The organism is Mycobacterium cookii (assembly GCF_010727945.1).
GTDB classification, from domain to species: Bacteria; Actinomycetota; Actinomycetes; order Mycobacteriales; family Mycobacteriaceae; genus Mycobacterium; species Mycobacterium cookii.
Genome location: NZ_AP022569.1, coordinates 3,813,552 through 3,836,010, shown reverse-complemented (window position 1 = coordinate 3,836,010; position 22,459 = coordinate 3,813,552). Strand labels below are relative to the sequence as shown.

Annotated in this window: 20 protein-coding genes; 11 read left to right on the top strand and 9 right to left on the bottom strand. The window is 66.1% G+C overall.

The genetic code is table 11. The features are described 5' to 3' along the window. A complete protein-coding gene (locus G6N27_RS18075; protein WP_163778532.1) occupies positions 1–1,407 on the top strand; it encodes a lipase maturation factor family protein in 1,407 nt (468 codons plus the stop codon). 6 nt (positions 1,408–1,413) lie between these two features. Here G6N27_RS18075 and G6N27_RS18070 read toward each other — a convergent pair whose 3' ends face one another. Continuing rightward, positions 1,414–3,063 (bottom strand): acetolactate synthase large subunit, encoded by a 1,650-nt coding sequence (locus tag G6N27_RS18070; RefSeq protein ID WP_163778529.1) that lies wholly within the window; start codon positions 3,061–3,063, stop codon positions 1,414–1,416. Positions 3,064–3,143: 80 nt separating this feature from the next. Between G6N27_RS18070 and G6N27_RS18065 the strand changes: the two genes are divergently transcribed. After that, on the top strand, positions 3,144–4,520 hold the full coding sequence (locus G6N27_RS18065; RefSeq protein WP_163778526.1) for an NADP-dependent succinic semialdehyde dehydrogenase: 1,377 nt from the start codon (positions 3,144–3,146) through the stop codon (positions 4,518–4,520). Positions 4,521–4,572: 52 nt separating this feature from the next. On the opposite strand, the gene G6N27_RS18060 is transcribed toward G6N27_RS18065, so the two are convergent. Continuing rightward, entirely contained in the window at positions 4,573–5,268 is a 696-nt protein-coding gene (locus G6N27_RS18060) for a TetR/AcrR family transcriptional regulator (protein WP_163778523.1), read from the bottom strand. A 118-nt stretch (positions 5,269–5,386) separates the two neighbouring features. Here G6N27_RS18060 and G6N27_RS18055 point away from each other — a divergent pair, with 118 nt between their 5' ends. Continuing rightward, the gene (locus G6N27_RS18055; RefSeq protein WP_163778520.1) at positions 5,387–6,367 is read left to right on the top strand and encodes a phosphotriesterase family protein; all 981 of its coding nucleotides are present in this window, start codon (positions 5,387–5,389) and stop codon (positions 6,365–6,367) included. After that, complete coding sequence (locus G6N27_RS18050) at positions 6,364–7,830, top strand: AMP-binding protein (RefSeq protein WP_163778517.1); 1,467 nt, start codon at positions 6,364–6,366, stop codon at positions 7,828–7,830. The genes G6N27_RS18055 and G6N27_RS18050 overlap by 4 nt, the downstream gene beginning before the upstream one ends. Here the strand turns inward: G6N27_RS18050 and G6N27_RS18045 are convergent. Next, the gene (locus tag G6N27_RS18045; RefSeq protein WP_232064657.1) at positions 7,796–8,950 is read right to left on the bottom strand and encodes an acyltransferase family protein; all 1,155 of its coding nucleotides are present in this window, start codon (positions 8,948–8,950) and stop codon (positions 7,796–7,798) included. The two genes, G6N27_RS18050 and G6N27_RS18045, sit on opposite strands and share 35 nt — an antisense overlap. Positions 8,951–9,168: 218 nt before the next feature. Here G6N27_RS18045 and G6N27_RS18040 point away from each other — a divergent pair, with 218 nt between their 5' ends. Continuing rightward, complete coding sequence (locus G6N27_RS18040; protein WP_163778512.1) at positions 9,169–10,398, top strand: DUF3068 domain-containing protein; 1,230 nt, start codon at positions 9,169–9,171, stop codon at positions 10,396–10,398. 12 nt (positions 10,399–10,410) lie between these two features. Then, on the top strand, positions 10,411–12,126 hold the full coding sequence (locus tag G6N27_RS18035) for a hypothetical protein (RefSeq protein WP_163778510.1): 1,716 nt from the start codon (positions 10,411–10,413) through the stop codon (positions 12,124–12,126). Here G6N27_RS18035 and G6N27_RS18030 read toward each other — a convergent pair. Then, on the bottom strand, positions 12,090–12,698 hold the full coding sequence (locus G6N27_RS18030; RefSeq protein WP_163778508.1) for a TIGR03086 family metal-binding protein: 609 nt from the start codon (positions 12,696–12,698) through the stop codon (positions 12,090–12,092). The genes G6N27_RS18035 and G6N27_RS18030 overlap by 37 nt on opposite strands. Positions 12,699–12,749: 51 nt before the next feature. Here G6N27_RS18030 and G6N27_RS18025 point away from each other — a divergent pair, with 51 nt between their 5' ends. Continuing rightward, the gene (locus G6N27_RS18025; RefSeq protein ID WP_163778506.1) at positions 12,750–13,172 is read left to right on the top strand and encodes a MarR family winged helix-turn-helix transcriptional regulator; all 423 of its coding nucleotides are present in this window, start codon (positions 12,750–12,752) and stop codon (positions 13,170–13,172) included. A gap of 3 nt (positions 13,173–13,175) precedes the next feature. Here G6N27_RS18025 and G6N27_RS18020 read toward each other — a convergent pair whose 3' ends face one another. After that, positions 13,176–14,330: a glycosyltransferase family 4 protein gene (locus G6N27_RS18020; protein ID WP_163778504.1), complete on the bottom strand. Its 1,155-nt coding sequence runs from the start codon at positions 14,328–14,330 to the stop codon at positions 13,176–13,178. Between the two features lie 39 nt (positions 14,331–14,369). On the opposite strand from G6N27_RS18020, the gene G6N27_RS18015 reads away from it, so the two are divergent. Together G6N27_RS18015 and G6N27_RS18010 are read left to right on the top strand one after the other, a co-directional pair. Then, on the top strand, positions 14,370–15,134 hold the full coding sequence (locus tag G6N27_RS18015; RefSeq protein WP_163778502.1) for a class I SAM-dependent methyltransferase: 765 nt from the start codon (positions 14,370–14,372) through the stop codon (positions 15,132–15,134). A 117-nt stretch (positions 15,135–15,251) separates the two neighbouring features. Further along, positions 15,252–16,724 carry an aldehyde dehydrogenase gene (locus G6N27_RS18010; RefSeq protein WP_163778501.1) on the top strand — a complete coding sequence of 491 codons (1,473 nt, stop codon included), beginning with the start codon at positions 15,252–15,254 and terminating at the stop codon, positions 16,722–16,724. A gap of 3 nt (positions 16,725–16,727) precedes the next feature. Here G6N27_RS18010 and G6N27_RS18005 read toward each other — a convergent pair whose 3' ends face one another. Both G6N27_RS18005 and G6N27_RS18000 read right to left on the bottom strand, forming a co-directional pair. After that, the gene (locus G6N27_RS18005) at positions 16,728–18,563 is read right to left on the bottom strand and encodes an acyl-CoA dehydrogenase (protein WP_163778497.1); all 1,836 of its coding nucleotides are present in this window, start codon (positions 18,561–18,563) and stop codon (positions 16,728–16,730) included. 44 nt (positions 18,564–18,607) lie between these two features. Then, complete coding sequence (locus G6N27_RS18000) at positions 18,608–19,417, bottom strand: crotonase/enoyl-CoA hydratase family protein (protein WP_163778495.1); 810 nt, start codon at positions 19,415–19,417, stop codon at positions 18,608–18,610. 192 nt (positions 19,418–19,609) lie between these two features. Between G6N27_RS18000 and G6N27_RS25105 the strand changes: the two genes are divergently transcribed. Together G6N27_RS25105 and G6N27_RS17995 are read left to right on the top strand one after the other, a co-directional pair. Continuing rightward, the gene (locus G6N27_RS25105) at positions 19,610–19,756 is read left to right on the top strand and encodes a hypothetical protein (protein WP_170308179.1); all 147 of its coding nucleotides are present in this window, start codon (positions 19,610–19,612) and stop codon (positions 19,754–19,756) included. A gap of 18 nt (positions 19,757–19,774) precedes the next feature. After that, complete coding sequence (locus G6N27_RS17995) at positions 19,775–20,395, top strand: TetR/AcrR family transcriptional regulator (RefSeq protein ID WP_372512979.1); 621 nt, start codon at positions 19,775–19,777, stop codon at positions 20,393–20,395. On the opposite strand, the gene G6N27_RS17990 is transcribed toward G6N27_RS17995, so the two are convergent. Both G6N27_RS17990 and G6N27_RS17985 read right to left on the bottom strand, forming a co-directional pair. Then, positions 20,392–20,688: a hypothetical protein gene (locus tag G6N27_RS17990; RefSeq protein WP_163778492.1), complete on the bottom strand. Its 297-nt coding sequence runs from the start codon at positions 20,686–20,688 to the stop codon at positions 20,392–20,394. The two genes, G6N27_RS17995 and G6N27_RS17990, sit on opposite strands and share 4 nt — an antisense overlap. Before the next feature lie 20 nt (positions 20,689–20,708). Beyond that, positions 20,709–22,226 (bottom strand): class I adenylate-forming enzyme family protein, encoded by a 1,518-nt coding sequence (locus G6N27_RS17985; protein ID WP_163778487.1) that lies wholly within the window; start codon positions 22,224–22,226, stop codon positions 20,709–20,711. Between the last annotated feature and the right edge of the window lie 233 nt (positions 22,227–22,459).

Below are 22,459 nucleotides of genomic sequence, written 5' to 3'. Positions count from 1 at the left end.
ATGAACTGGTTGAACGCACCGGAGTATTGGTTGGGCAGACTGATACTCGAGCGTGGCATCGCAGCCGTCTACCTTCTCGCATTCGTCGCGGCAGCACGGCAATTCCGGGCGCTGATCGGTGAGCACGGGCTGCTGCCGGTACCGCGATTTGTGGCCCGTCGGTCCTTCAAACAGTCACCGAGCATCTTCCACGTGCACTACTCCGATCGGTTCTTCGCGGCGGTCGCATGGTCGGGGGCGGCGCTGTCGGCGGCCATGGCGGGTGGCCTGTCCGGTGTGGTGCCGCTCGGGTTGACGGTGCTGCTGTGGTCGCTGCTGTGGGTGCTGTACTTGTCGATCGTCAACGTCGGCCAGGCGTGGTACTCGTTCGGCTGGGAATCGCTACTCCTCGAAGTAGGTTTCCTGGCAATCTTTCTCGGCAACGACCACGTCGCGCCGCCGGTGCTGGCGATGTGGTTGGCGCGGTTGCTGCTGTTCCGGCTGGAATTCGGAGCGGGGCTGATCAAGCTGCGCGGCGACTCCTGCTGGCGCGATCTGACCTGCCTGTACTACCACCACGAGACGCAGCCGATGCCCGGACCGTTGAGCTGGTTCTTCCACCATCTGCCCAAGCCTCTGCACCGAATCGAGGCTGCGGGCAACCATTTTGCGCAGCTCATCGTCCCGTTCGGCCTGCTCGCACCGCAGCCGGTGGCGGGCGTCGCCGGCGCGATCATCGTCGTCACGCAGCTCTGGCTGGTGCTGTCCGGTAACTTCGCCTGGCTCAACTGGTTGACAATCCTGCTGGGCTGCAGCGTCATTGAACTACCTACGCCACGAAGGCCACAGCTCGTCGAAGCGCCACGCTGGTTCGCCGCGCTGGTGATCGCGTTCGCCGTGCTGACGCTGCTGCTCAGCTATTGGCCGGTGCGCAACATGATCTCGCGACGCCAACGGATGAACATGTCCTTCAACCCTTTTCATCTGGTCAACACTTACGGGGCGTTCGGCAGCGTCGGCCGTATCCGACGGGAAGTGGTAATCGAGGGGACCGACGAAGCGAGTATCACCGACCAGACGGTCTGGAAGGAATACGAGTTCAAAGGCAAGCCCGGACCGGTGCGACGGCTGCCGCGGCAGTGGGCGCCATATCACCTGCGGCTGGATTGGCTGATGTGGTTCGCCGCCATCTCCCCGCAGTATGCCCAATCATGGTTTAGGCCATTCATGCTGCGGCTCTTGCGAAATGATCCGGCGACGCTGCGCCTGCTACACGGCAATCCCTTCCCGGACGGCCCGCCGCACTATGTGCGGGCCCAGCTCTACCGTTACCGCTTCACCAGTCCGGCTGAACTGCGGCGAGAGCACGCCTGGTGGCATCGCACGCTGGAAGCCAGCTATCTGCGGCCGATCTCACTACCCGACTAGACGGCGCTAGAGCGTCTCGTCGAGTTCACCAAGCCGGTCGGTCAACCGCAGGTTGTCGGAGTAGTCGACCGGGCAGCAGATCAACGACACCCCGTCATCGTCCAAGGCGGCCTGCAGCGTCGGCAGCAGTTCGTCGGCGCTGTTGATGCGATATCCCTTGGCCCCAAAGCTTTCCGCGAACTTCACGATGTCCGGGTTGCCGAACTTCACGTAGTGGTGTTCGCCGAGCTCGAGGTCCATCTTCCACTCGATGAGGCCGTAGCCGCCGTCTTCCCAGATCAGCACGACCAGCGGGATCTTCTCCCGGACAGCGGTTTCGATCTCCTGGGCGTTCATCAGGAACGCCCCGTCACCCGCCACGGCCAACACCTTCGCCTCGGGTTTCGCCAACTTGACCCCGAGGGCACCGGGCAGCGCAAAGCTCATGGTGGACAGTCCATTTGAGATCAGACAGGTGTTCGGCTCATACGTCGGGTAGAGCCGGGCCATCCACATCTTCGTGGCACCGGTGTCGACCAGCACAACGTCAGCGCGGTCCAGCGCCGCCCTGGTGTCGGCGACCACCCGCGCGGGTGCGAGCGGGAAGCGCGAATCCTGTTGTCCGCGTTCGAATTCTTCGGCGAGCAGACCTGACCCGGGGATCTCCGGGTCGGCGGTGAAGACGTGGTCGTCGAGCGCCTCAGTGAGCGCGTCCAGCGACTCGCTGATGTCGCCGATGATCCCGACGTCGACCGAGTAATGCGCGTCGACCTCGGCGGGGAACCGGTGAATGTGGATGATCTTCTTGTCGGCTTGGGGATTGATCCGAACGGGATCGAACTCCTGCAACTCGTAACCCACAGCGATGACGGCGTCGGCGTTGTCGAAACCGAAGTTGACGTAGTCGTGCCGCATGAACCCGAGCGCCCCGATGCTGTTGGGGTGATCGTCGGGCATCACGCCTTTGCCGTGGAAGGTGTTGGCCACCGGAATGCCGAACTTCTCGGAGAACCGCACCAGGGCAGCGGTCGCGCCGGAGCGCGCCGCGCCGTGTCCGGCCAGCACCACCGGGCGCTTGGCCTTACGCAGGATATCGACCGCGCGCGCCACTTGCCGAACCGCGGGCGCGTCCGCGCGAACAACGTTGCGCGGCAATGGCCCCAGGTCGGGATAGTCGTCGGCATCGGCGTCGATGTGCTCAGGCACCGCCAGGTACACCGCGGCCGGTCGTTCGGTCTCGGCGAGCTTGAACGCTTTGCGGACCATCTCCGGTATGGCATGCGCGGTCGGAATATCGGCGGACCACCGGGTGATCGGCGCGAACATCGACACCAGGTCCACGTACTGGTGCGACTCCTTGTACTCGCGGTCCTGGCCGACCTGAGCGGAGATCGCCACCAACGGCGTGCTGTTGGTGGTGGCATCCGCGACGCCCAGCTGCATGTTGATCGCCCCCGGGCCGAGCGTTGCGGACACCACCGCCGCGCGGCCGGTGACCCGGCCGTACATCTCGGCCATGAACGATGCGCCCTGCTCGTGCCGAGTCAGCACGTAACGAATGCTGGACGACGCGAGAGCCTGCACGAAGCGGATGTTCTCCTCACCCGGCAGCCCGAAGACCACCTCGACGCCTTCGTTTTCCAGGCACTTGACTATCAGCTCGGCGGCTTTGCTCATCGGCCCTCCCTTGTTGGGAACGTTAGTGGCAGGCTAGGTGTTGAAATTTTCAACAACTATCGCAATCGAAGGATGTCAGCGTGCCCATCGCCACCATCAACCCGGCCACCGGCGAGACGGTCAAAACCTTCACCGCCGCCACGGACAGCGAAGTCGACGCCGCAATCGCCCGCGCTCACGAGCGCTTCCTCGATTACCACCATTCCACTACCTTTGCCCAGCGCGCCGAGTGGGCAAACGCCACCGCCGACCTTCTCGAGAAGGAAGCCGACGAAGTCGGCGCGATGATGACCCTTGAGATGGGCAAGACCCTCAAGTCCGCCAAGGGTGAAGCGCTCAAGTGCGCCAAGGGTTTTCGCTACTACGCCGAGAACGCCGAGAAGCTGCTGGCCGACGAGCCGGCCGAGGCGTCCAAGGTCGGAGCGAAAAGGGCGTACACCCGCTGGCAGCCGCTCGGCGTGGTGCTAGCGGTGATGCCGTGGAACTTCCCGCTCTGGCAGGCCGTCCGGTTCGCCGCCCCTGCGCTGATGGCCGGCAACGTCGGGCTGCTCAAGCACGCCTCCAACGTTCCGCAGTCAGCGCTGTACCTGTCCGACGTCATCGCACGGGGCGGATTCCCCGCGGACTGTTTCCAGACGTTGCTGGTGTCGTCCAGCGCCGTCGAGGCCATCCTGCGCGATCCGCGGGTCAAAGCAGCCACGCTGACCGGCAGCGAACCGGCCGGGCAGTCGGTCGCCGCGATCTGCGGCGACGAGATCAAACCCACCGTGATGGAACTGGGAGGCAGCGACCCGTTCATCGTGATGCCGTCAGTCGACCTCGACGAGGCCGTCAAAACGGCGGTCACCGCCCGGGTGCAGAACAACGGCCAATCCTGTATCGCCGCCAAGCGATTCATCGTGCACACCGACATCTACGACGCGTTCGTCGACAAGTTCGTCGAGAAGATGCAGGCGTTGAAGGTGGGCGACCCGACCGACCCGGACACCGATGTGGGTCCGCTGGCCACCGAGTCCGGCCGTGACGAGATCGCCAAGCAGGTCGACGATGCCGTCGCCGCGGGCGCGAAGGTTCGCCTCGGCGGCAAGAAGCCCGATCAGCCCGGCTGGTTCTACCCGCCGACCGTGGTCACCGACATCACCAAGGACATGGCGCTGTACACCGAAGAGGTTTTCGGTCCGGTCGCCTCGATGTACCGCGCCGCCGACATCGACGAAGCCATCGAGATCGCGAACGCGACCACGTTCGGGTTGGGGTCCAACGCCTGGACCAACGACGAAGCCGAGCAGGAGCGCTTCATCGCCGACATCGAGGCCGGGCAGGTCTTCATCAACGGGATGACGGTGTCCTACCCCGAGCTCGGGTTCGGCGGCGTCAAGCGATCCGGCTACGGTCGCGAGCTCGCCGGCCTCGGCATCCGGGCGTTCTGCAACGCCAAGACCGTCTGGGTGGGCTAGCGGCGAGTGCCGAAATCGACGCCAGCGTGGATGCTTCTCGACCTTTCCCGCGCTAGTGTCGATCTCGACGAATGTCGGGCTGGCTGAATTCTCTTGTCGTCGAGTGTGTTTCAGCAAACGCTGCGGCCAACACGGCGACGAGTCTGCGTACCGCTAGTGCCGGCTGCTCTGGGGTGGGTTCGTCGAGGCCCAGTACCGGGTCCATGCCGCGCATGTAGGGGGCCAGTGCCAGATGCGGAAAGATCAGCATCAGCAGCGACAACATCGCCTCGATGTCGGCGTCTGTGCGGAAGTCGCCGCGAACTTGCGCATCGCGGACCAACGGCCGCAGCACTTCCAGGTAGTGGCGGTGGATGACGCTGCGCACGCTGATGCGGGCGTCGGTGTCGACCTCCAGGGTCGCCGCCGCGTGCAGGGCGCGCTCGTGCGGATGGTCGGCGAAGTAGGCCACCCACACGTCCAGCCAGTCGGTCAGGAAGTCGAAGAAGGGGCGGCTCGGATCGAGCTGGCGGATCCGCTCTTCCATGTACGTCCGCACCCGCTGGCTGACCACGTCGGCGATGAAGCCGTAGAGGTCGCGCTTGTCGGCAAAGTATTGAAACAGACTGCCTTTGGCGACGCCTGCACGCCGCGCGATCACGTTCAGGCTGCCGCCCGAGAAGCCGTGCGCCCCGAATTCCGCCTCGGCGGCCTCGATCACCGCCGCGCGCCGCGCCGGGTCGACGCGGGCCCATGTCACCGTTGGCATCAGGCCTCCTCCGCTGGATGACCACGGGTCACCTTAGTGTGAGCCACATCACTTCTCAAGGGATTGAGGTTACCGAATCCGAACGAACTCACACCTTCGGAGTCATAGCATCGGCTACGTGTCGTTACTGAATACCGCTCAGGGACCTATCAATACCGCTGACATCGGCGTCACGCTCATGCATGAGCACGTGTTCATCATGACCACCGAGATCGCGCTGAACTACCCAGAGGCGTGGGGCGACGAAGACAAGCGGGTCAACGACGCCATCGCCCGGCTCAACGAGCTGAAGTCGCGCGGCGTGGACACCATCGTCGACCTCACCGTGATCGGGTTGGGCCGCTACATCCCGCGCATCGCCCGCGTCGCCGCGGGAACCGACCTGAAGATCGTCGTCGCCACCGGGCTCTACACCTACAATGACGTGCCGTTCGCTTTCCACTACCTCGGCCCCGGCGCGGAGCTGGGTGGCCCGGAAGTGATGACCGACATGTTCGTCCGCGACATCGAAGAAGGCATCGCCGACACCGGCATCAAGGCCGGGATCCTCAAGTGCGCCACCGACGCTCCCGGCGTCACGCCGGGAGTCGAGCGGGTGCTGCGGGCGGTCGCCCAGGCGCATAAGCGCACCGGCGTACCGATCTCGACGCACACCCACGCCGGTTTGCGGCGCGGGCTGGAGCAGCAGCGCATCTTCGAAGAGGAGGGTGTCGACCTCAGCCGGGTGGTCATCGGGCACTCCGGCGACAGCACCGACATCGGCTACCTCGAGGAGCTCATCGCCGCCGGCTCCTACCTCGGGATGGATCGGTTCGGCATCGACGCGATCTCGCCGTTCGAAGACCGGGTGAACATCGTCGCGCAGATGTGTGAGCGCGGGCACGCCGACAAGATGGTGTTGTCCCACGACGCCAACTGTTATTTCGACGCGCTGCCCGACGAGTTGGTGTCGCAGGTCATGCCGAACTGGAATTACCTGCACATCCACAACGACGTCATCCCCGCGCTCAAGCAGCGCGGCGTGACCGACGAGCAGCTGCACACCATGCTGGTCGACAACCCGCGCCGCATCTTCGAGCGACAGGGCGCCTACTCGTGACCGAACCGATTCCACCGATCGGCACTCAGATCTCCGCGCTGGCCGCGCTCGCGCCCGACGAGCCCGCGGTCACATGCGACGGACGCACGCTGACCCGCGCCGAACTCGACCGGTCCACCAACCGGCTGGCGCGGGCCTACGCCGCGCTCGGCGTGGGCGTCGGCGACTACGTCACCATGGTGCTGCCGAATTCGATTGAATGGATCCAGGCCGCGGTTGCGTGCTGGAAACTGGGCGCGGTGCCCCAGCCGCTGTCCGCGCGGCTGCCCGACGCGGAGTTGCAGGGCCTGCTTGATCTACGGCCGCCAGCCTTGCTGGTGGGGCGTCAGCATGCCGAAATACCCGCCGTGCCTGCTGGTTTCATTCCCGATCCGGAGTTGTCCGACGAGCCGTTGCCCGAGGCGGTGTCGCCGGTGTGGAAAGCGATGGGCTCCGGCGGCAGCACCGGCAGGCCCAAGCTGATCGAGTCCGGTGGCGACAGCCGCATCCCCGCCGCGATCGGCTATCCGCTGGGGGCCCAAGAGGGTGACACCACCTTGATGCCGGTTCCGCTGTCGCACAACACCGGCTTCACCACCGCGACCATCGCGCTGCTGATGCGCCACCACCTGGTGTTGATGAGCCGATTCGACCCGCACCAGTTTCTCCGCTTGATCACCGAGCACGGCGTCACCTTCTTGACGACGGTGCCGACCATCATGCAGCGGACGCTGCCGGTCTATCACGCCGAGCCGGATTCCTATGATCTGTCGTCGATTCGGCGGTTCTGGCACCTCGGCGCGCCGTGCCCGCCCGCCGTCAAGCAAGCCTGGATCGACCTGCTGGGCCCCGAGGTGGTGTGGGAGCTGTACGGCGGCACCGAATTACAGGCGTTGACGTTCATCTCCGGCGACCAGTGGCTGGCCCACCGTGGGTCGGTCGGCATCGTGGTCGCCGGCGAGATGAAGGTGCTCGACGATGACGGCAACCCGTGCGAACCCGGTGAGGTCGGCGAGATCTACATGCGGCCCAGCCCGGGTAGTGCGCCGACGTATCGCTACGTCGGCGCCACCGCGAAGTCGCGCGACGGCTGGGATTCGCTGGGTGATCTCGGCTACTTCGACGCCGACGGATTTCTGTACATCTCCGACCGCCGGGTCGACATGTTCACTGTCGGCGGCCGCAACGTGTACCCGGCCGAAATCGAGAGCGCCCTGGCTGAGCATCCGGATGTGTTGTCCTGCTTGGTTGTTGGGGTGCCCCACGAGGATTTGGGGCAGGTGCCGTACGCCCTCGTGCACGCCGGATCGCCGCTGGACGAGCAGGCGGTGCAGGATTTCCTGCGCGGCCGCATCGCCGGCTACAAGGTGCCGGTCACCGTCGAGTTCGTCGACACCCCGCTGCGCGATGACGCCGGTAAGGCGCGCCGCTCAGCGGTCCGCGAGGAGATCATGGCGCGATTGCGTCTTCTTGACGCAGGGTAGCGGCGGGCTGTTTCTTCTCGCGTTTTTCCCAGCGCCGCAACGCTTCCCGGCATGGTGATTCGACGAGTGCGTAGCTGACCGCGGCGATCGCGATGCTGAAGAGCACCGTCAACGTCAGAACCTCGACCATGTGTCCGTTGAACGAGAACTGGCCGATCACCGGGAACACCATCGTCATTGCGGCAAGATGCCAGATGAAGATCCCGTAGGACCAGCGTCCCAACGTCACCATCGGGGCACTGCCCAACAGCCGGTAGCTGCTGTCGGGGCGGTCCAACACCAGCGGGGCGACCAGGCCCAGCGCCACCAGAGCGCCCATCGCGGTCTTGACGGTGAACTGAGCGGCGCTGCTGGGCACCAGACCGGGCGGCCCGGCCAGCGGTGAAGCGGCCACCAGATATGCCGCCACCACGACCACGGCCATCAAGACCCGGTGTCGCGCCAACCGATGCGGCCAACCGATCGGGCTGTGCACCCATTCGGCCAGCAGCATCCCTGCTGCGAACCAGGAGAAGAACGCCGGCGGCCAGGTCAGCGGATTCAACCCGGGCGGTGCGCCGAACGGAATCCAGCCCCACAACAAGCTCGCGACAGCCAGCGCGGCGATCGCCGGCACTCGGCCGCGTACCGGCAGCCGGGTGGCCAGCATCGCCAGGATCGGCAACGCGAGATAGAAACTGACCTCCACCGACAGGCTCCACATCTGCGTCAGGCCCGCGGTCAACGTCAGCGGCACGTACACCTGGGTGAGCGTCAGATTCGCCAGCCACACCGTCAGACTCGCGTGATTGCCGTCGGGCAGCAGGGTCAGGATCACCACGACCGCCACCAGGTAGGCCGGCATGATGCGGACCACCCGGGAACGCAGATAATGTCCGGTGGCCGGCCGCGGAGCCAGGCCGCGCGCCGCCGCCGCGTGGCTGCGCCACAACAGGAAGCCCGACAGCGCGAAGAACACCGCAACGGCCAGATCGAACCGGCCGAACAACCGGCCGTCGACGCCGGCGGAGTGCCCGGTCTCGAAAGCCACGTGGGTGACCACGACCCCGAGGGCCGCGCAGGCCCGCATACCTTCCACGGCGGGCAGGAAGCTACGTGTCCCTCCCACCTGCTCGTCCATCCCAAACAGTCTGCCCGTCACGGGCGGTCCGGCAAATCGGGTACGGCCGATTTGCCCACCCGAGGACATAAAACGCGACCTTAAATAATGCTGTTAGGGTCGAACGAGTTTTGCTTCGCTGCGGCATCGCGGTGGCTAGAACCGCAGGTCGCGACGGTTCGGAGCGGAACGGGGTCGGTGGCCTGAACCGAAAGAGACCAGAAGGAGGTCACGGCAACGTGAACCGAGCAGTCATGTTGCGGATGGCCGCGTGCGGGATCATGGGGCTCGGAGCTGCGTTGTTGATCGCCGCGCTGCTGTTGTGGACCTACACCGGCAGCAGGATCACCAAGATTCCGCTCAATCTGGACTCCACACTGATCAGTGAGGGCACCGGCACCGCGATGGACCCCGGTTCGATGGCCACCATGAAATTGGTGGTCAACAAGAACGTGCCGCTGGTGTCTCAGCAGCAGATCGACGTCGAGTCCCCCGCCAACGCAGACGTCGTCACCCTTCAGGTAGGCACCTCGGTTCGGCGCAGCGACAAGCAGAAGGACTCCGGCCTGCTGCTGGCGCTGGTGGACACCGTCTCCCTGAACCGCAAAACGGCATCGGCGGTGTCCGACGACACCCATCCGGGCGGCGCCGTGCAGAAGCCGCGCACATTCAACGACGAGAACCCGGCCACCAACATCGCGCTGCCACACGACGGGCTGTCCTATCGGTTCCCGTTCCACGCCGAGAAGCGCAGCTATCCCTACTTCGACCCGATCGCGCAAAAAGCCTTCGACGCCAACTACACCGGTGAGGAAGACGTCAACGGACTGACCGCGTACAAGTTCACCCAGGACGTGGGCTACGACGCCGACGGCAAGCTGACCGAGCCGATCAGATACCCGTCGCTGTACGCCAACGACGAGGACAGCAAGGTCACCGAAACCGCGTCGAAGTGGGATGTGCCGGGCGATCCGGAAGAGAAGATCACCATGACCCGCTACTACGCGGCGCAACGGACGTTCTGGGTCGACCCGGAATCGGGCACGATCGTCAAGCAGCAAGAGCGGGTCAACCAGTACTTCGCCCGCGATGCGCTGAAGCCCGAGGTGACGGTGGTCGACTACAAGATCACCTCCAATGAGGAGAGTGTCGAATCGCAGGTGAACGCGGCGCGCAACGAGCGCGACCGGTTGGCGTTGTGGTCGCGGGTGCTGCCGATCACGTTCACCGCGGCCGGCGTGGTCGCGCTGATCGGCGGCCTGCTGCTCGGCTCGTTCAGTCTGCGCACCGAGACGGCGTTGTCCGAACCGGGCTCGGTGGACGGCGACCACGGTTTCTTCGGTCGCGGTGAGCCACCGGTCGAGCGTGAGCGGGTGCCCGGCGCCGAAGCCGTCACCGAGAAACTTCCGACACCGCCCAAGGACGTTCAACGCGAGTCCGGCGAGGGCTCGTCGGGTTCAGAGTCTTAGCTAGCCAGTCACGTGCGGTGGTCCCGCCCCGGCTACGCGCTGGCGCTGGCGCTGCTGGTGATCGGGCCATTGCTCGCGCCCGGTTATCTGTTGCTGCGCGACGCGGTGTCGACGCCGCGGTCGTACCTCTCAGATAGCGCCCTCGGGCTGATTTCGGCTCCCCGGGCCACACCACAGGATTTCGCGGTAGCGGTGGCTTCGCGCTGCATCGACGGCGGCATCGTGGTGAAAGCCCTGCTCGTCGCCGGGCTGTGGCTGGCCGGTTGGGGCGCGGCCCGGCTGGTCGCGACGGTCGTACCGGAATCCGGCGTGGGCGGCCAGTTGGTGGCGACCACGCTGGCGGTCTGGAATCCCTATGTCGGCGAACGCCTGCTGCAGGGACATTGGAGTCTGCTGCTCGGCTACGGCTGCCTGCCGTGGGTGGCGACGACGATGCTGACGTTGCGATCGGCTGAAAGTGGCTCCTGGAGTGGCTTTTTCGGTTTGGCGTTCTGGATCGCACTGGCCGGGCTGACACCGACGGGGTTACTCCTGGCCGCGACCGTCGCGGTGGTGTGCGTAGCGGTGCCGGGTGACGGGGTTTCGCGTCGGATGTGCGCCATTGCCGCGTCGGGTATCGCCGTCGCGGCGGCGCTGCCGTGGCTGACCTCGGCGATGCTGGGCTTGTCGTCGGTCGATCACATCTGGGCGCACGTTCCGGACGTCGCCGCATTCGCGGCCCGCGCCGAGCCCGGCCTGGGCACGCTGGGCAGCCTGGCCAGCCTCGGTGGAATCTGGAACGGCGATGCCGTACTGGGTTCGCGGGCAACGCTTTTCGCCGTCATGTCAGCTTCGGTGCTACTGACCGCGGTCTTTCTTGGGGCATTTCCGCTATCGCGGTATCGGGCGGCCTGGCCGTTGTTGGCGCTGGCGGGCGTGTCCGTCGTGCTCACCGCCGCGATGGCGACCGGCCCCGGATTGGCCGTCCTGCATGCTGCTGTGCATGCCGCGCCCGGTCTGGGCGTGCTTCGCGACGGGCAGAAGTGGGTGGCCCTGGCGATGCCCGGTTATGCCCTGGCCGGCGCCGGTGCGGTGCTGATGCTACGGCGCTGGTTGCGGCCCGCGGCAGCAGCGGCGGTGTGCTGCGTCGCGTTGATACTGTCGCTTCCCGACTTGGCTTGGGGCGCAGCGGGAAAGGTCGAGCCGGTGCGTTATCCGGCGGACTGGGCGACGGTGGCGGCGGCGATCAATCGCGACCCCGCTGAGGTTGCGGTGCTGCCGGCCGACACCATGCGGCGCTTTGCTTGGTCGGGGCCGGCACCGGTGCTGGACCCGCTGCCGCGATGGCTGCGCGCCGACGTGCTGAGCACCGGTGACTTGACGATCGCAGGCACCACCGTTCTCGGCGAGGGCAACCACGCCCGCGCCGTGCAGCGGCTGCTGCTGACGGGCGCTGAGCCGCAGGCCGTTCGGGACGCGGGCGTGGGTTGGGTGGTGGTCGAGCTGGGCACTCCCGGCGAGATGGGTATGGCCGCAACGACATTGGACCGTCTCCCGGTCGCCTCTCGCGGTCGGGACCTGGCGCTGTACCGGGTCGGCGGCGCGACGGCGGGGGCGACGGCCGGTAAGCGGCGGGCTGCCGTCATCGCGCATCTGACGTGGCTGACCATGCTGGCCGGCGGCGCCGTGGGCATGGCCGTCGCCGTTAGGCGTCAGCGTGGCGTCCACTCGGGAGAGCGGCCAAGATGAGTCAGGATTCGATCGAAGTCGGCACCCGATTCCGTCGCCTGGATCGCCTGGTCGAAGAAGCCCGTACGGAAATCTCCGTCGGGCACCGCGAAGGCCAGCGGTAGCGCGGCGGCGATCACGTCGTCTGGAAGATCGACGGGCCGGCCCACCGTGCGTGCGACATCCCAGGTGTGCACCACGTAATCGATGAAGTGGAAGCCGATCGCCATCGACCCCGGGAAGGTCGCTCCCGGCCCGAAATCCGGCAGCGCGAAGTTCGCGTCGAGCACACCGTCGTGGGCGAACGCCTCGAGCACGGCAGCGGCGGCCGCGGCATAGGTTGCCGCGGGATCCGAGGCGACGGCGGCGGCGACGGTAACGGGTTGCCACACCGCCAGATCGGCGCCCTGACCGCGTGCGGCGGCGGTGAAGCCGCGGTGCTGCGCCGTCATGTGGGCGAGCAGGTCGGCGAGATTCCAGCCGGCACAAGGCGTCGACCTGGACAGATCGTCGGGCGTGACGGACGAGACCACGTCCACGGAAGTGAGTACGGCAATTCGATGATGGGCGCGAAGGTCTATATTAGTATGCATGAGCGTATCATCTGCATACGCATACGATATGTCAAGCACTATTATCGCGACATGGCGCGGAGGCCCCGAAGACCGGATCTCGCGGCGATGCTTGCGCAGCTGACCCGGGAGACGGTGGCCGCCGAGCAGCCGGTGCTGGACGCGCACGGGCTGTCGATGTGGGCCTACATCGTGTTGAGCGCCCTCGACAATTCGCCGATTCGCACCCAGGCGACCCTGGCCGAATCGATCGGCGCCGACAAGACGCGCATCATCCCCGTCCTCGACGAGTTGCAGAAGCACCGCTACATCGAACGGGTTCCCGATCCCGACGACCGTCGGGCACGCTTGCTGACGATCACCGAGTCGGGTCGTTCGATCAAAAACGCGGTGCAGGCCGATATCCAGCGCGGCGAGGAGCGTTGGCTCGCCCATTTGTCCACCGAGGACCGAAGCGTCTTCCTGCGGGTGCTGCAGCAGCTGACGTTCGGTTGAGCGCTACACCACTCCGCTCACGCGCTCGCCGGTCATCACCGACTCCAACACGGTCCGCATCGCTTCCGCCGTTTGCCGCCAAGAGAATTCGGCGCTGCGCGCTTGCGCTTTCGTGCCGAGTTGTTCGCGCAGCACCGGATCGGCCAGCAACTGCCGCAGCCGATTCACCAAGTCATCGCGGCTGTCGACCAGCACACCGGTCACGCCGTCGATGATCGAATCGGCCAGCCCGCCAGAGGACCGGTAACCGATGGTGGGCACCGCGTGCTGCGCGGCCTCGATGACGGCCAGACCCCAGCCCTCTTTGCGCGATGGCAGCACGTGCACCCAAGCCTGTTGCACGACACGGTGTTTGGCGGCGTCATCGATATGACCGTGGAAAGCCACCGCATCGCTGATGCCGAGCCGCGCCGCGTGATCGAGCAGGCGTTGACGCCACCATCCGCCACCGACGACGTCGAGGTGCACATCGGGAATTTCCGGCCGGAGTTGCGCCACTGCCGTCAGCGCGTCCTCGATCTGCTTGTGCGGCACCAGCCGGGACAACACCAGCACCCGCGGCGAAGCCGATCGCGGACCTGCCAGCGACGGCGCGGGAACCTCGTCGAGGCCGTTGCGCACCACCGCAATTCGCTCGTTGTCGACACCGAGGCAGTCCAGGTCGCGGGCTGACGGCAGCGACACCGTCACATATTGACTGCCGCGATGCAGCCGCGGCGACAACCAGGATTCGATGAACCAGCCAATCCGGCTCAACACCGGGCCGGCCACCGGCCACTGCTCACGGTGACAGTGGTGTACCAGCAGCACGGCTCGGGCGCCGTAGATCAGCCTGGCCAGAAAGGGGATGCCGTTTTGGGTGTCGACCACCACATCCGGCCGAACGCTCCGCAGCGGTCCGATACCCAGGCGAGCGGCCGTCATCGCCAGCATCGCCCAGACATAGACCGAGTAGCGTCCGCCCGCGCGCATGATCTGCACACCGTCGACGACTTCGCGGCGCGCAGCACCGGGGTAGCGCGCCGTGCGCAAGGTGACCTCGACGCCGGATGCGGCCAGTTGGGCGCCGATGCGTTGCAGGTAGGTCTCGCTGCCGCCGCCCTGGGGGTGGCCGGTGTCGCGCCAGCACAGCAGCAGCACCGAGCGCAGACCAGGCATCGTGACAGCCTAGCGATGCCCCCGCTTTAGGGTTGGCCGGTGGCCGTGACGGAAGTGTTCGCGCAGCGGGCAACGCTGTCCCGTTCGCTGCGGCTGCTGTGGGAGTTCCGCTACGAGCAGCCTGATCCGACCCGGTTCTACAGCGGGCTGGCGTCCGACACTGCCGCGATGGTCGGCGACCTGTGGCGAGGAATCCACGGCGACTCGATGGCCGGCCGCGCCGTGCTCGATGTCGGCGGCGGGCCGGGATACTTCGCGACCGCATTCGCCGACGCCGGCGTGCACTATCTGGGGGTCGAACCGGATCCGGCCGAAATGCACAGCAGCGGAGTTGTTTTCGAGCGGAATGCCGGGACGTTCGTTCGAGCCTCGGGCATGGCACTGCCGTTCGCCGACGACAGTGTGGACATCTGCCTGTCCTCCAACGTCGCCGAGCATGTGCCGCGACCCTGGCGGCTCGGTGCCGAAATGTTGCGGGTCACCCGGCCCGGCGGCTTGGTGGTGTTGTCCTACACGGTGTGGCTGGGCCCGTTCGGCGGCCACGAGATGGGGCTGACCCACTATCTCGGCGGGGCCCGCGCCGCCGACCGTTACGCCCGCAGGCACGGCCACCGGGCGAAAAACGACTACGGCTCGTCGTTGTTCGCGGTGTCGGTGGCCGAGGGCCTGGACTGGGCCGCCAGCACCGGCGCGCTGGTCGACGCGTTTCCCCGCTACCACCCGCGATGGGCGTGGTGGCTGACGTCAGTGCCGGTGCTACGCGAGTTTTTGGTGAGCAATCTGGTGCTGGTGCTACGGCCTTAGTCCGACGCCGTCAGCTCTTGACTGAAACGTGTTCTCGTTCTGCGATTGCTTGGGTAGGGTGGCGGCCATGACCGCCGGCGACGATGCAGAGCGGAGCGATGAGGAGGAGCGGCGCTTATGAGCGATGAGGCCAAGACCGAATACGACAAGCTTTTCATCGGCGGCAAGTGGACCGAGCCGTCGACGTCCGACGTCATCGAGGTGCACTGCCCGGCCACCGGCGAGTACGTCGGCAAGGTGCCCCTGGCGGCGCCGGCCGACGTCAACGCCGCGGTCGCCGCGGCCCGCGCGGCATTCGACAACGGCCCGTGGCCCTCGACACCGCCGAAGGAGCGGGCGGCCGTCATCGGCAACGCGCTCAAGCTGCTGGAAGAGCGTAAGGACGCATTCGTCAAGCTGCTCGGACTCGAGACCGGCCAGCCGCCGCTCAGCGTCGAGACGATGCAGTGGATGAGCGGAATCGGGTGCCTGAACTTCTTCGCCGGCCCGGCCGTCGACCAGGTCAAGTGGCAGGAGATCCGGACCGGCGGCTACGGGCAGACCATCGTTCATCGTGAGCCGATCGGTGTGGTCGGCGCGATAGTTGCGTGGAACGTGCCGCTGTTCCTGGCGATCAACAAGCTGGGCCCGGCGCTGCTGGCCGGTTGCACGGTGGTGCTCAAGCCGGCTGCCGAAACACCGCTGAGCGCAAACGCTTTGGCGGAGGCGTTCGCCGAGGCCGGCCTGCCCGAAGGTGTGCTGTCGATCGTCCCGGGCGGCGTCGAGACCGGGCAGGCACTGACCTCCAACCCCGACATCGACATCTTCTCGTTCACCGGCAGCTCGGCCGTCGGCAAGGAGATCGGCAAGCGCGCCGCGGACATGCTCAAGCCGTGCACCTTGGAGCTGGGCGGCAAGTCGGCGGCCATCCTGCTCGACGACGTCGACTTGGCCGCCTCGGTCCCGATGCTGGTGTTCTCCGGGATCATGAACACCGGCCAGGCATGTGTCGCGCAGACCCGCATCCTGGCGCCCCGCTCGCGCTACGACGAAATCGTCGATGCCATCAGCGCTTTCGCCCAGTCGTTGCCGGTGGGGCTGCCGTCGGACCCGGGCGCCCAGGTCGGGTCGCTGATCTCGGCGAAGCAGCGGGAGCGGGTCGAGGGCTACATCGCCAAAGGCGTCGAGGAGGGCGCTCGGCTGGTGTGCGGCGGCGGACGCCCCGAAGGACTGGACTCCGGTTTCTTCGTGCAGCCGACGGTGTTCGCCGACGTCGACAACAAGATGACGATCGCCCAGGAGGAGATCTTCGGGCCGGTGCTCAGCGTCATTCCCTACGACACCGAAGACGAGGCGATCAAGATCGCCAACGACTCGGCGTACGGCCTGGCCGGCAGTGTGTGGACCGCCGACGTGCCGCGCGGCATCAAGGTGTCCGAGCAGATCCGCACCGGCACGTACGGCATCAACTGGTACGCCTTCGACCCGTGCTGTCCGTTCGGCGGCTACAAGAACTCCGGGATCGGCCGCGAGAACGGGCCGGAGGGCGTCGAGCACTTCACTCAGCAGAAGAGCGTGCTAATGCCGATGGGCTACACCCTGGATGCGTAAGCGCTAGAAGGCTTCTTCGCGCAGCTGCATGACCGCGAGATCGACATTGGCCGCGATCTCGCGGTCGGCGCTCAGTCGTGGCAGCACGTTCTTGACGAAAAAGTTTGCGGTAGCGACCTTTCCGGCATAAAACGCGCTATCGGCGGGCCCGGGATTGTTGTCGAGCGCTGTCAGCGCGATCTCCGCCTGCCGCAGCAGCAGCCAGCCGATGAGCAGGTCGCCGACCGCGAGCAGGAATGCCACCGACTCGAGACCGACCCGGTAGAGTTCCCGGGCGTCTTCCTGCGAAGCGAACAGGTAACCGGTCATCGTGGCGACCCAGGCTTGCAGATCGTCGACGGCGGTGGCGAGTTGCTTTCGGGCGTCGGCGAGTTCGGGCCGGGCCTCGGTGCTGTCGATGAACGACTCGATCTGAGTGACCAAATGGTTCAGTGCGACGCCGTGGTCGCGGATGATCTTGCGAAAGAAGAAGTCCTGCGCCTGAATTGCGGTAGTGCCTTCATAGAGGCTGTCGATCTTGGCGTCGCGGATGTACTGCTCCATCGGATAGTCCTGCAGGAAGCCGGACCCGCCCAGGGTCTGCAGCGACTCGGTCAGACATTGGTAAGCCCGTTCGGAGCCAACCCCTTTGACGATCGGCAACAGCAGATCGTTGACCTTGTCCGCCAGTTCGGCGTCGGCACCGGACACGACGGAGGCGACCGACGGGTCCTGGTGTGCCGCGGTGTACAGATACAGCGCGCGCAGACCTTCGGCGTAAGCCTTCTGGGTCACCAGGGCACGGCGCACGTCGGGATGATGGATGATGGTGACCCGCGGCGCGGTCTTGTCGGTCATCTGAGTCAGGTCGGCACCCTGGACGCGGGTCTTCGCGTAGTCCAATGCGTTCAGGTAACCCGTCGACAGTGTCCCGATGGCCTTGGTGCCCACCATCATTCGCGCATACTCGATGATCTTGAACATCTGCGCGATGCCGTTGTGGCGGTCGCCGACCAGCCAGCCCGTCGCCGGGACGCCGTGCTGACCGAAGGTCAATTCGCACGTGGCCGAGACCTTGAGGCCCATCTTGTGCTCTACCCCAGTGACGAAGACCCCGTTGCGCTCCCCCGGCTCGCCGGTCTCGGGATCGAGCAGGAACTTCGGCACCAGAAACAGGCTCAGCCCCTTGGTGCCCGGACCTGCGCCCTCCGGCCGGGCCAGCACCATGTGCAGGATGTTCTCGAACACGTCGTCGCTGTCGCCACTGGTGATGAACCGCTTGACGCCGTCGATGTGCCAGGTGCCGTCGCCCTGATCGATCGCCTTGGTCCGTCCGGCGCCAACGTCGGAGCCGGCGTCGGGTTCGGTGAGCACCATGGTGGCGCCCCAGTTGCGGTCGATCGCCATGGCTGCCCAATGCCGTTGCTGCTCATTGCCGATCCCATAGAGGATGTTCGCGAGAATCGGCCCCGCCATGTACATGAACACCGCGGGGTTCGCGCCGAGCACCAACTCGTTGACGGCCCACTGCACCATCGACGGCGCGGGCACACCGCCGACATCCTCGGCGAGCCCGACGCGGAACCACTCGCCCTCCCGCCATGCCTGCAGCGACTTCTTAAACGGGTCCGGCAGAGTCACGACATGGGTGTCGGGATCAAACGTCGGCGGGTGACGATCGCTTTCGGCGAACGACTCGGCTACCGGCCCCTCGGCCAACCGGGCGGCCTCGGCGAGCATCTGCTGCACCGATTCACCGTCCAAGTCGCCGAATGCGTCGTCGGCGAGCACCTCGTCCAAAGCCAGCACCTCGAACAGGTTGAACTCCAGATCGCGGACATTGCTGCGGTAATGGCCCATGGCTACGCCTCCCGATCGGCTCCGTCGGAAAAGCGTAACGCGGTTCAGCGCCCTTGGAATTGTGCTTGGCGGCGCTCGATGAACGACTGCACTCCTTCGGCGGCATCGGCGGTCGCGAACAGCGCAGCGACGTCGGGGCGTAACCGCTCGATCGCCGCCGCATCGCCGCGTTCGCGGGCCAGGTGAGCCGACGCCAGCGTGGCCTGCACGCCCAGCGGCGCCGACCGCTCGGCGATGGTGCGGGCGATCCCGCGGGCGCGCGCCAGCCCGGCGTCGGCGTCGTCGGCGACTTCTTGCACCAGACCGATTCGGTGCGCCTCGACGGCGTCGAACTCATCACCGGTGAGCAGCCAGCGCATCGCGTTACCCCAACCGCCCTCCCGGGGCAGCCGTAAGGTCGCGCCGCCGAACGGATAGATGCCGCGCCGCACCTCGAGTTGAGCGAACCGGGTTCCCGTCGCCGCGATGCGGATGTCGGCGGCCAGCAGCAGCTCGATTCCCAACGTCATGCACCAGCCGTGCGCGACCGCGACCAGCGGCGTGATCCACGAACCGTCGAGCCGCCACGGGTCCCGCCCGTCGGACGGCAACGAAAAGTCACCGGATGCGATGTTGGGTCCTACGTCGACGAGGTCAAGCCCGCCGGTGAAATGGTCTCCGTGCGCGAACAACACGCCCGCGCGCACCGATGGGTCCGACTCCAGCAACCCGTAGGCGCTGGACAGATCGGTGAGCATCGCTCGGTTGAAGGCGTTGCGCTTGTCCGGCCGGTTCAGGCCGATCAGCAGGACGTGACCGTCGCGCTCGAGGGTCACGGTGTCCAGCGCGGGTAGTGCACGTGAAATGCCAGTCATTCCGCGAGTGAAGCGCATATCAAGAGAATATGCAATAGGGCATAATTCAGATTCCCACCACGCCTACTAATGGGCCGAGATTGATTAGCTGTGCGATACGTCACTCTTGACGTGCTGGGAGGCCGCACCGGTTGCGTGCTAGACGCGAGTCTTATATGTTCTCATACATAATCCTCAGCTCAGGAGCTAATCATGCTGGTAGTCGAGCTCAATGTCGCCGGATTCCGGTTCAGCGGGCGGATGTTCGAACTGCGCCGCAAGCCGCTGCGTTCCATGCGGTTCAATCCGCGAGCGATGCATTGGTGGATGCCGCAGCCCCGTGACACGCGCGCGGCCTGACACCCGGGCTCGACGCTTATGACGGTGACGACGCATGCCCGCAAGAAGCGGAGCGATACCCGAATCAAGATGCTGATCAGTGCCGCCGAGGTGATGCGGGAACGCGGCGCCGCCGGCGTCACCATCGACGAGGTCCTGGCCCGCAGCGGCGCACCCCGCGGCTCGGTTTACTACCACTTCCCGGACGGTCGCAATCAGATCCTCGCCGAGGCGCTGCACTACGCCGGCGAGGCGATCACCGCTGACATCGACAAAGCCGCCGCTCGGGGCGCGAAGGTGCTGATGCGGCAATTCGTCGAATTCTGGGAACGCGTCCTCGCCGACAGCGATTTCAGCGCCGGCTGTCCGGTGGTGGCTGCGGCGATCGGTTCGGCCGAGGACGACGTCCCCCTGGCCGCCGAGGCGGCGCGGATCTTCGCGCACTGGCGCACCGCGATGACGCGGGCCTTCGTGGCAGACGGGTTCCCGGAGCCCGACGCCGATTCGCTGGCGGTGATGTCGATCGCGGCGCTGGAAGGCGCCGTGGTGCTGTGCCGGTCAAGCCGGAGCAGCGACCCGCTGCACAAGGTCTACGGCCAGCTTGAATTCCTGGTCAAGGCAAGGGAATTCGTCTGCCGTAACGACCTGACCAAGGGTTAGTCGCTGGCCGGCAGCGGCTTGGCCTCTTTGAGGCTCAGCGCGGTCTGACCCACGGCCAAAGTCCCGGCGCCGGCCTTGGTCACCAACACCTCGGCACCGGTCTCGTCCACGTACCGCTTGCCCATCACGCTGCCGTCGGCGAATGCCGGATCGAGTTCACCCGAACGCTCGGCGTCCAACTCCACCATCGGGGCGCCTCCGCAGCGCAGGTCGTCAAGGCTGTCCGCGCTGCGCACGACGATGACTTGGGTGTCGCACACCTGGCTGGCCAGACGGGTTCCGTTCTTGATCATGATTTCGGTCCTCGGTTCGATCACTGCTCGGCCGGTGCGGCGCGAAGCTCTTCGACGATGTCGCGGCGAAGCACTTTGCCCGTCGCGTTGGTGGGCAGCTCGTCGCGAAAGACTACCCGGTCGGGGGTGCGTGACCCCCGCAAACTCTTGCGCACGTGTTCGCGCAATTCCTCGGGGTCGGGGTCGATTCCGGCTGCCGGCACAATCACCGCGACGATCGCCTGTCCCCATTGCGGATCCTCGACGCCGACCACGGCGACGTCACGCACATGAGAGTGCTCGATCAGCACGTCCTCCAACTCGGCGGGCGCGATGTTCTCGCCACCCCGGATGATGGTGTCGTCGCTGCGGCCGCCGATGAACAGATAGCCGTCGTGGTCGAGCATGGCGATGTCCCGGGTGGGGAACCAACCGTTCTCGTCGAGCACGGAGCCGATACCGGTGTAGCGGCCAGAGACCTGCTCGCCGCGAACGAACAATTCGCCGGTCTCCCCCGGCCCGAGCACCGCGCCGTTCTCGTCGCGGACCTGGACCTCGATGCTGGGCACCGGCTGACCGACCGAAGCCAACCGTTTGACCACGGCCGGATCCGAAGCGGCATGGGCGTCGCGGTGGTCGTCCGGGGTGAGCACGGCGATGGTCGAACTGGTTTCGGTCAGGCCGTAGGCGTTGACGAAACCGACGTGCGGTAGCAACTCGAGCGCAGCGCGCACCAGCGGCAACGGCACCTTCGATCCGCCGTAGGCCAGGTTGCGCAGCGACGGCAGCTGGTGACCGCCCTGCTGCAGCACGGTGACGATGCGGTCGAGCATGGTCGGCACCACGGTCGCGCTGGTCACGTGCTCGCTGTCGACCAGGGCGACCCATTCTTCGGGATCGAAGACGGGCAGGTAGACCATCTTGCGTCCGGCGTACAGGTTGGACAGCGCCGCGCTGACCCCGGCGATGTGGTACGGCGGCACGCAGATCAGCGCCGCATCGGTCGGCTCGGCCGACGCGAATTCGACGGTGCCGGTGACATAGCTGGTCAGGTTGTTGTGGGTGAGTTCGACGGCCTTCGGTTGCGACGTCGTGCCAGAGGTGAACAAGACGATGCCGACCGAGTCCGGGTCGGCGAACTCCGCGGCCGGCTCGGCGTCGCGGGCCTGCGCCAGGAAGTCGTCGGACACCAGGACCTGCTTGGTGATACCGGCCAGACCGTCCGGTCCGCCCAGCTCATCGAGGTATCGGCTATCCACCACCACCAGCGGGTCGGGCAGCCGGGCGATCAGCGCCGTGATGCCGTCGGCGGACAGCCGGTAGTTGATCGGCGTGAAGGCCACTCCGGCGCGCGCCGAGGCGAAGATCAGCAGCGGCAGCATCGCGCCGCCGAGGCCGACGTAAGCGACGTGAGACGCCTCCGAGCGGGCGATGAGCCCGGCGCCGCCGTCGGCGAGATCGCTGAGCTGCTGAGTCGTCAGCCGGACGTCCCCCGAGACGACGGCGGTCCGGTCGGGATCGTTCGACGTCGCCATCTCGAGAAGAAGCGAAATACTCACGCTCGCACTTTCTGTGGGGTCAATACGTTACAAAGCTTGCCAAAAGTGTCATGCCGCGCCAAGGCCCATAGTTTAGATGATGCAACTATCCCACCGCTGGGCGTGGTGGACGCCACACCCGCTTGGGCGTTTACCTGAAAATCGATCGGCTACCCGGACGCGAGGCCGCAAGAAGTAGACCAACCAACTACAAATGAGTTCGGGGATCCCACCTTGACGACCTTCACAGTTCA

What these genes read in the sequence shown, in the direction of transcription:
- G6N27_RS25105 (WP_170308179.1), top strand. Translation starts at nt 19,610, where the DNA reads ATGCTGGTAGTCGAGCTCAATGTCGCCGGATTCCGGTTCAGCGGGCGG.
- G6N27_RS18020 (WP_163778504.1), bottom strand. Translation starts at nt 14,330, where the DNA reads ATGCCTGGTCTGCGCTCGGTGCTGCTGCTGTGCTGGCGCGACACCGGC.
- G6N27_RS18025 (WP_163778506.1), top strand. Translation starts at nt 12,750, where the DNA reads ATGGCGCGGAGGCCCCGAAGACCGGATCTCGCGGCGATGCTTGCGCAG.
- G6N27_RS17995 (WP_372512979.1), top strand. Translation starts at nt 19,775, where the DNA reads ATGACGGTGACGACGCATGCCCGCAAGAAGCGGAGCGATACCCGAATC.
- G6N27_RS18045 (WP_232064657.1), bottom strand. Translation starts at nt 8,950, where the DNA reads ATGGACGAGCAGGTGGGAGGGACACGTAGCTTCCTGCCCGCCGTGGAA.
- G6N27_RS18005 (WP_163778497.1), bottom strand. Translation starts at nt 18,563, where the DNA reads ATGGGCCATTACCGCAGCAATGTCCGCGATCTGGAGTTCAACCTGTTC.
- G6N27_RS18070 (WP_163778529.1), bottom strand. Translation starts at nt 3,063, where the DNA reads ATGAGCAAAGCCGCCGAGCTGATAGTCAAGTGCCTGGAAAACGAAGGC.
- G6N27_RS18000 (WP_163778495.1), bottom strand. Translation starts at nt 19,417, where the DNA reads ATGACTGGCATTTCACGTGCACTACCCGCGCTGGACACCGTGACCCTC.
- G6N27_RS18030 (WP_163778508.1), bottom strand. Translation starts at nt 12,698, where the DNA reads ATGCATACTAATATAGACCTTCGCGCCCATCATCGAATTGCCGTACTC.
- G6N27_RS18075 (WP_163778532.1), top strand. Translation starts at nt 1, where the DNA reads ATGAACTGGTTGAACGCACCGGAGTATTGGTTGGGCAGACTGATACTC.
- G6N27_RS18010 (WP_163778501.1), top strand. Translation starts at nt 15,252, where the DNA reads ATGAGCGATGAGGCCAAGACCGAATACGACAAGCTTTTCATCGGCGGC.
- G6N27_RS18060 (WP_163778523.1), bottom strand. Translation starts at nt 5,268, where the DNA reads ATGCCAACGGTGACATGGGCCCGCGTCGACCCGGCGCGGCGCGCGGCG.
- G6N27_RS17990 (WP_163778492.1), bottom strand. Translation starts at nt 20,688, where the DNA reads ATGATCAAGAACGGAACCCGTCTGGCCAGCCAGGTGTGCGACACCCAA.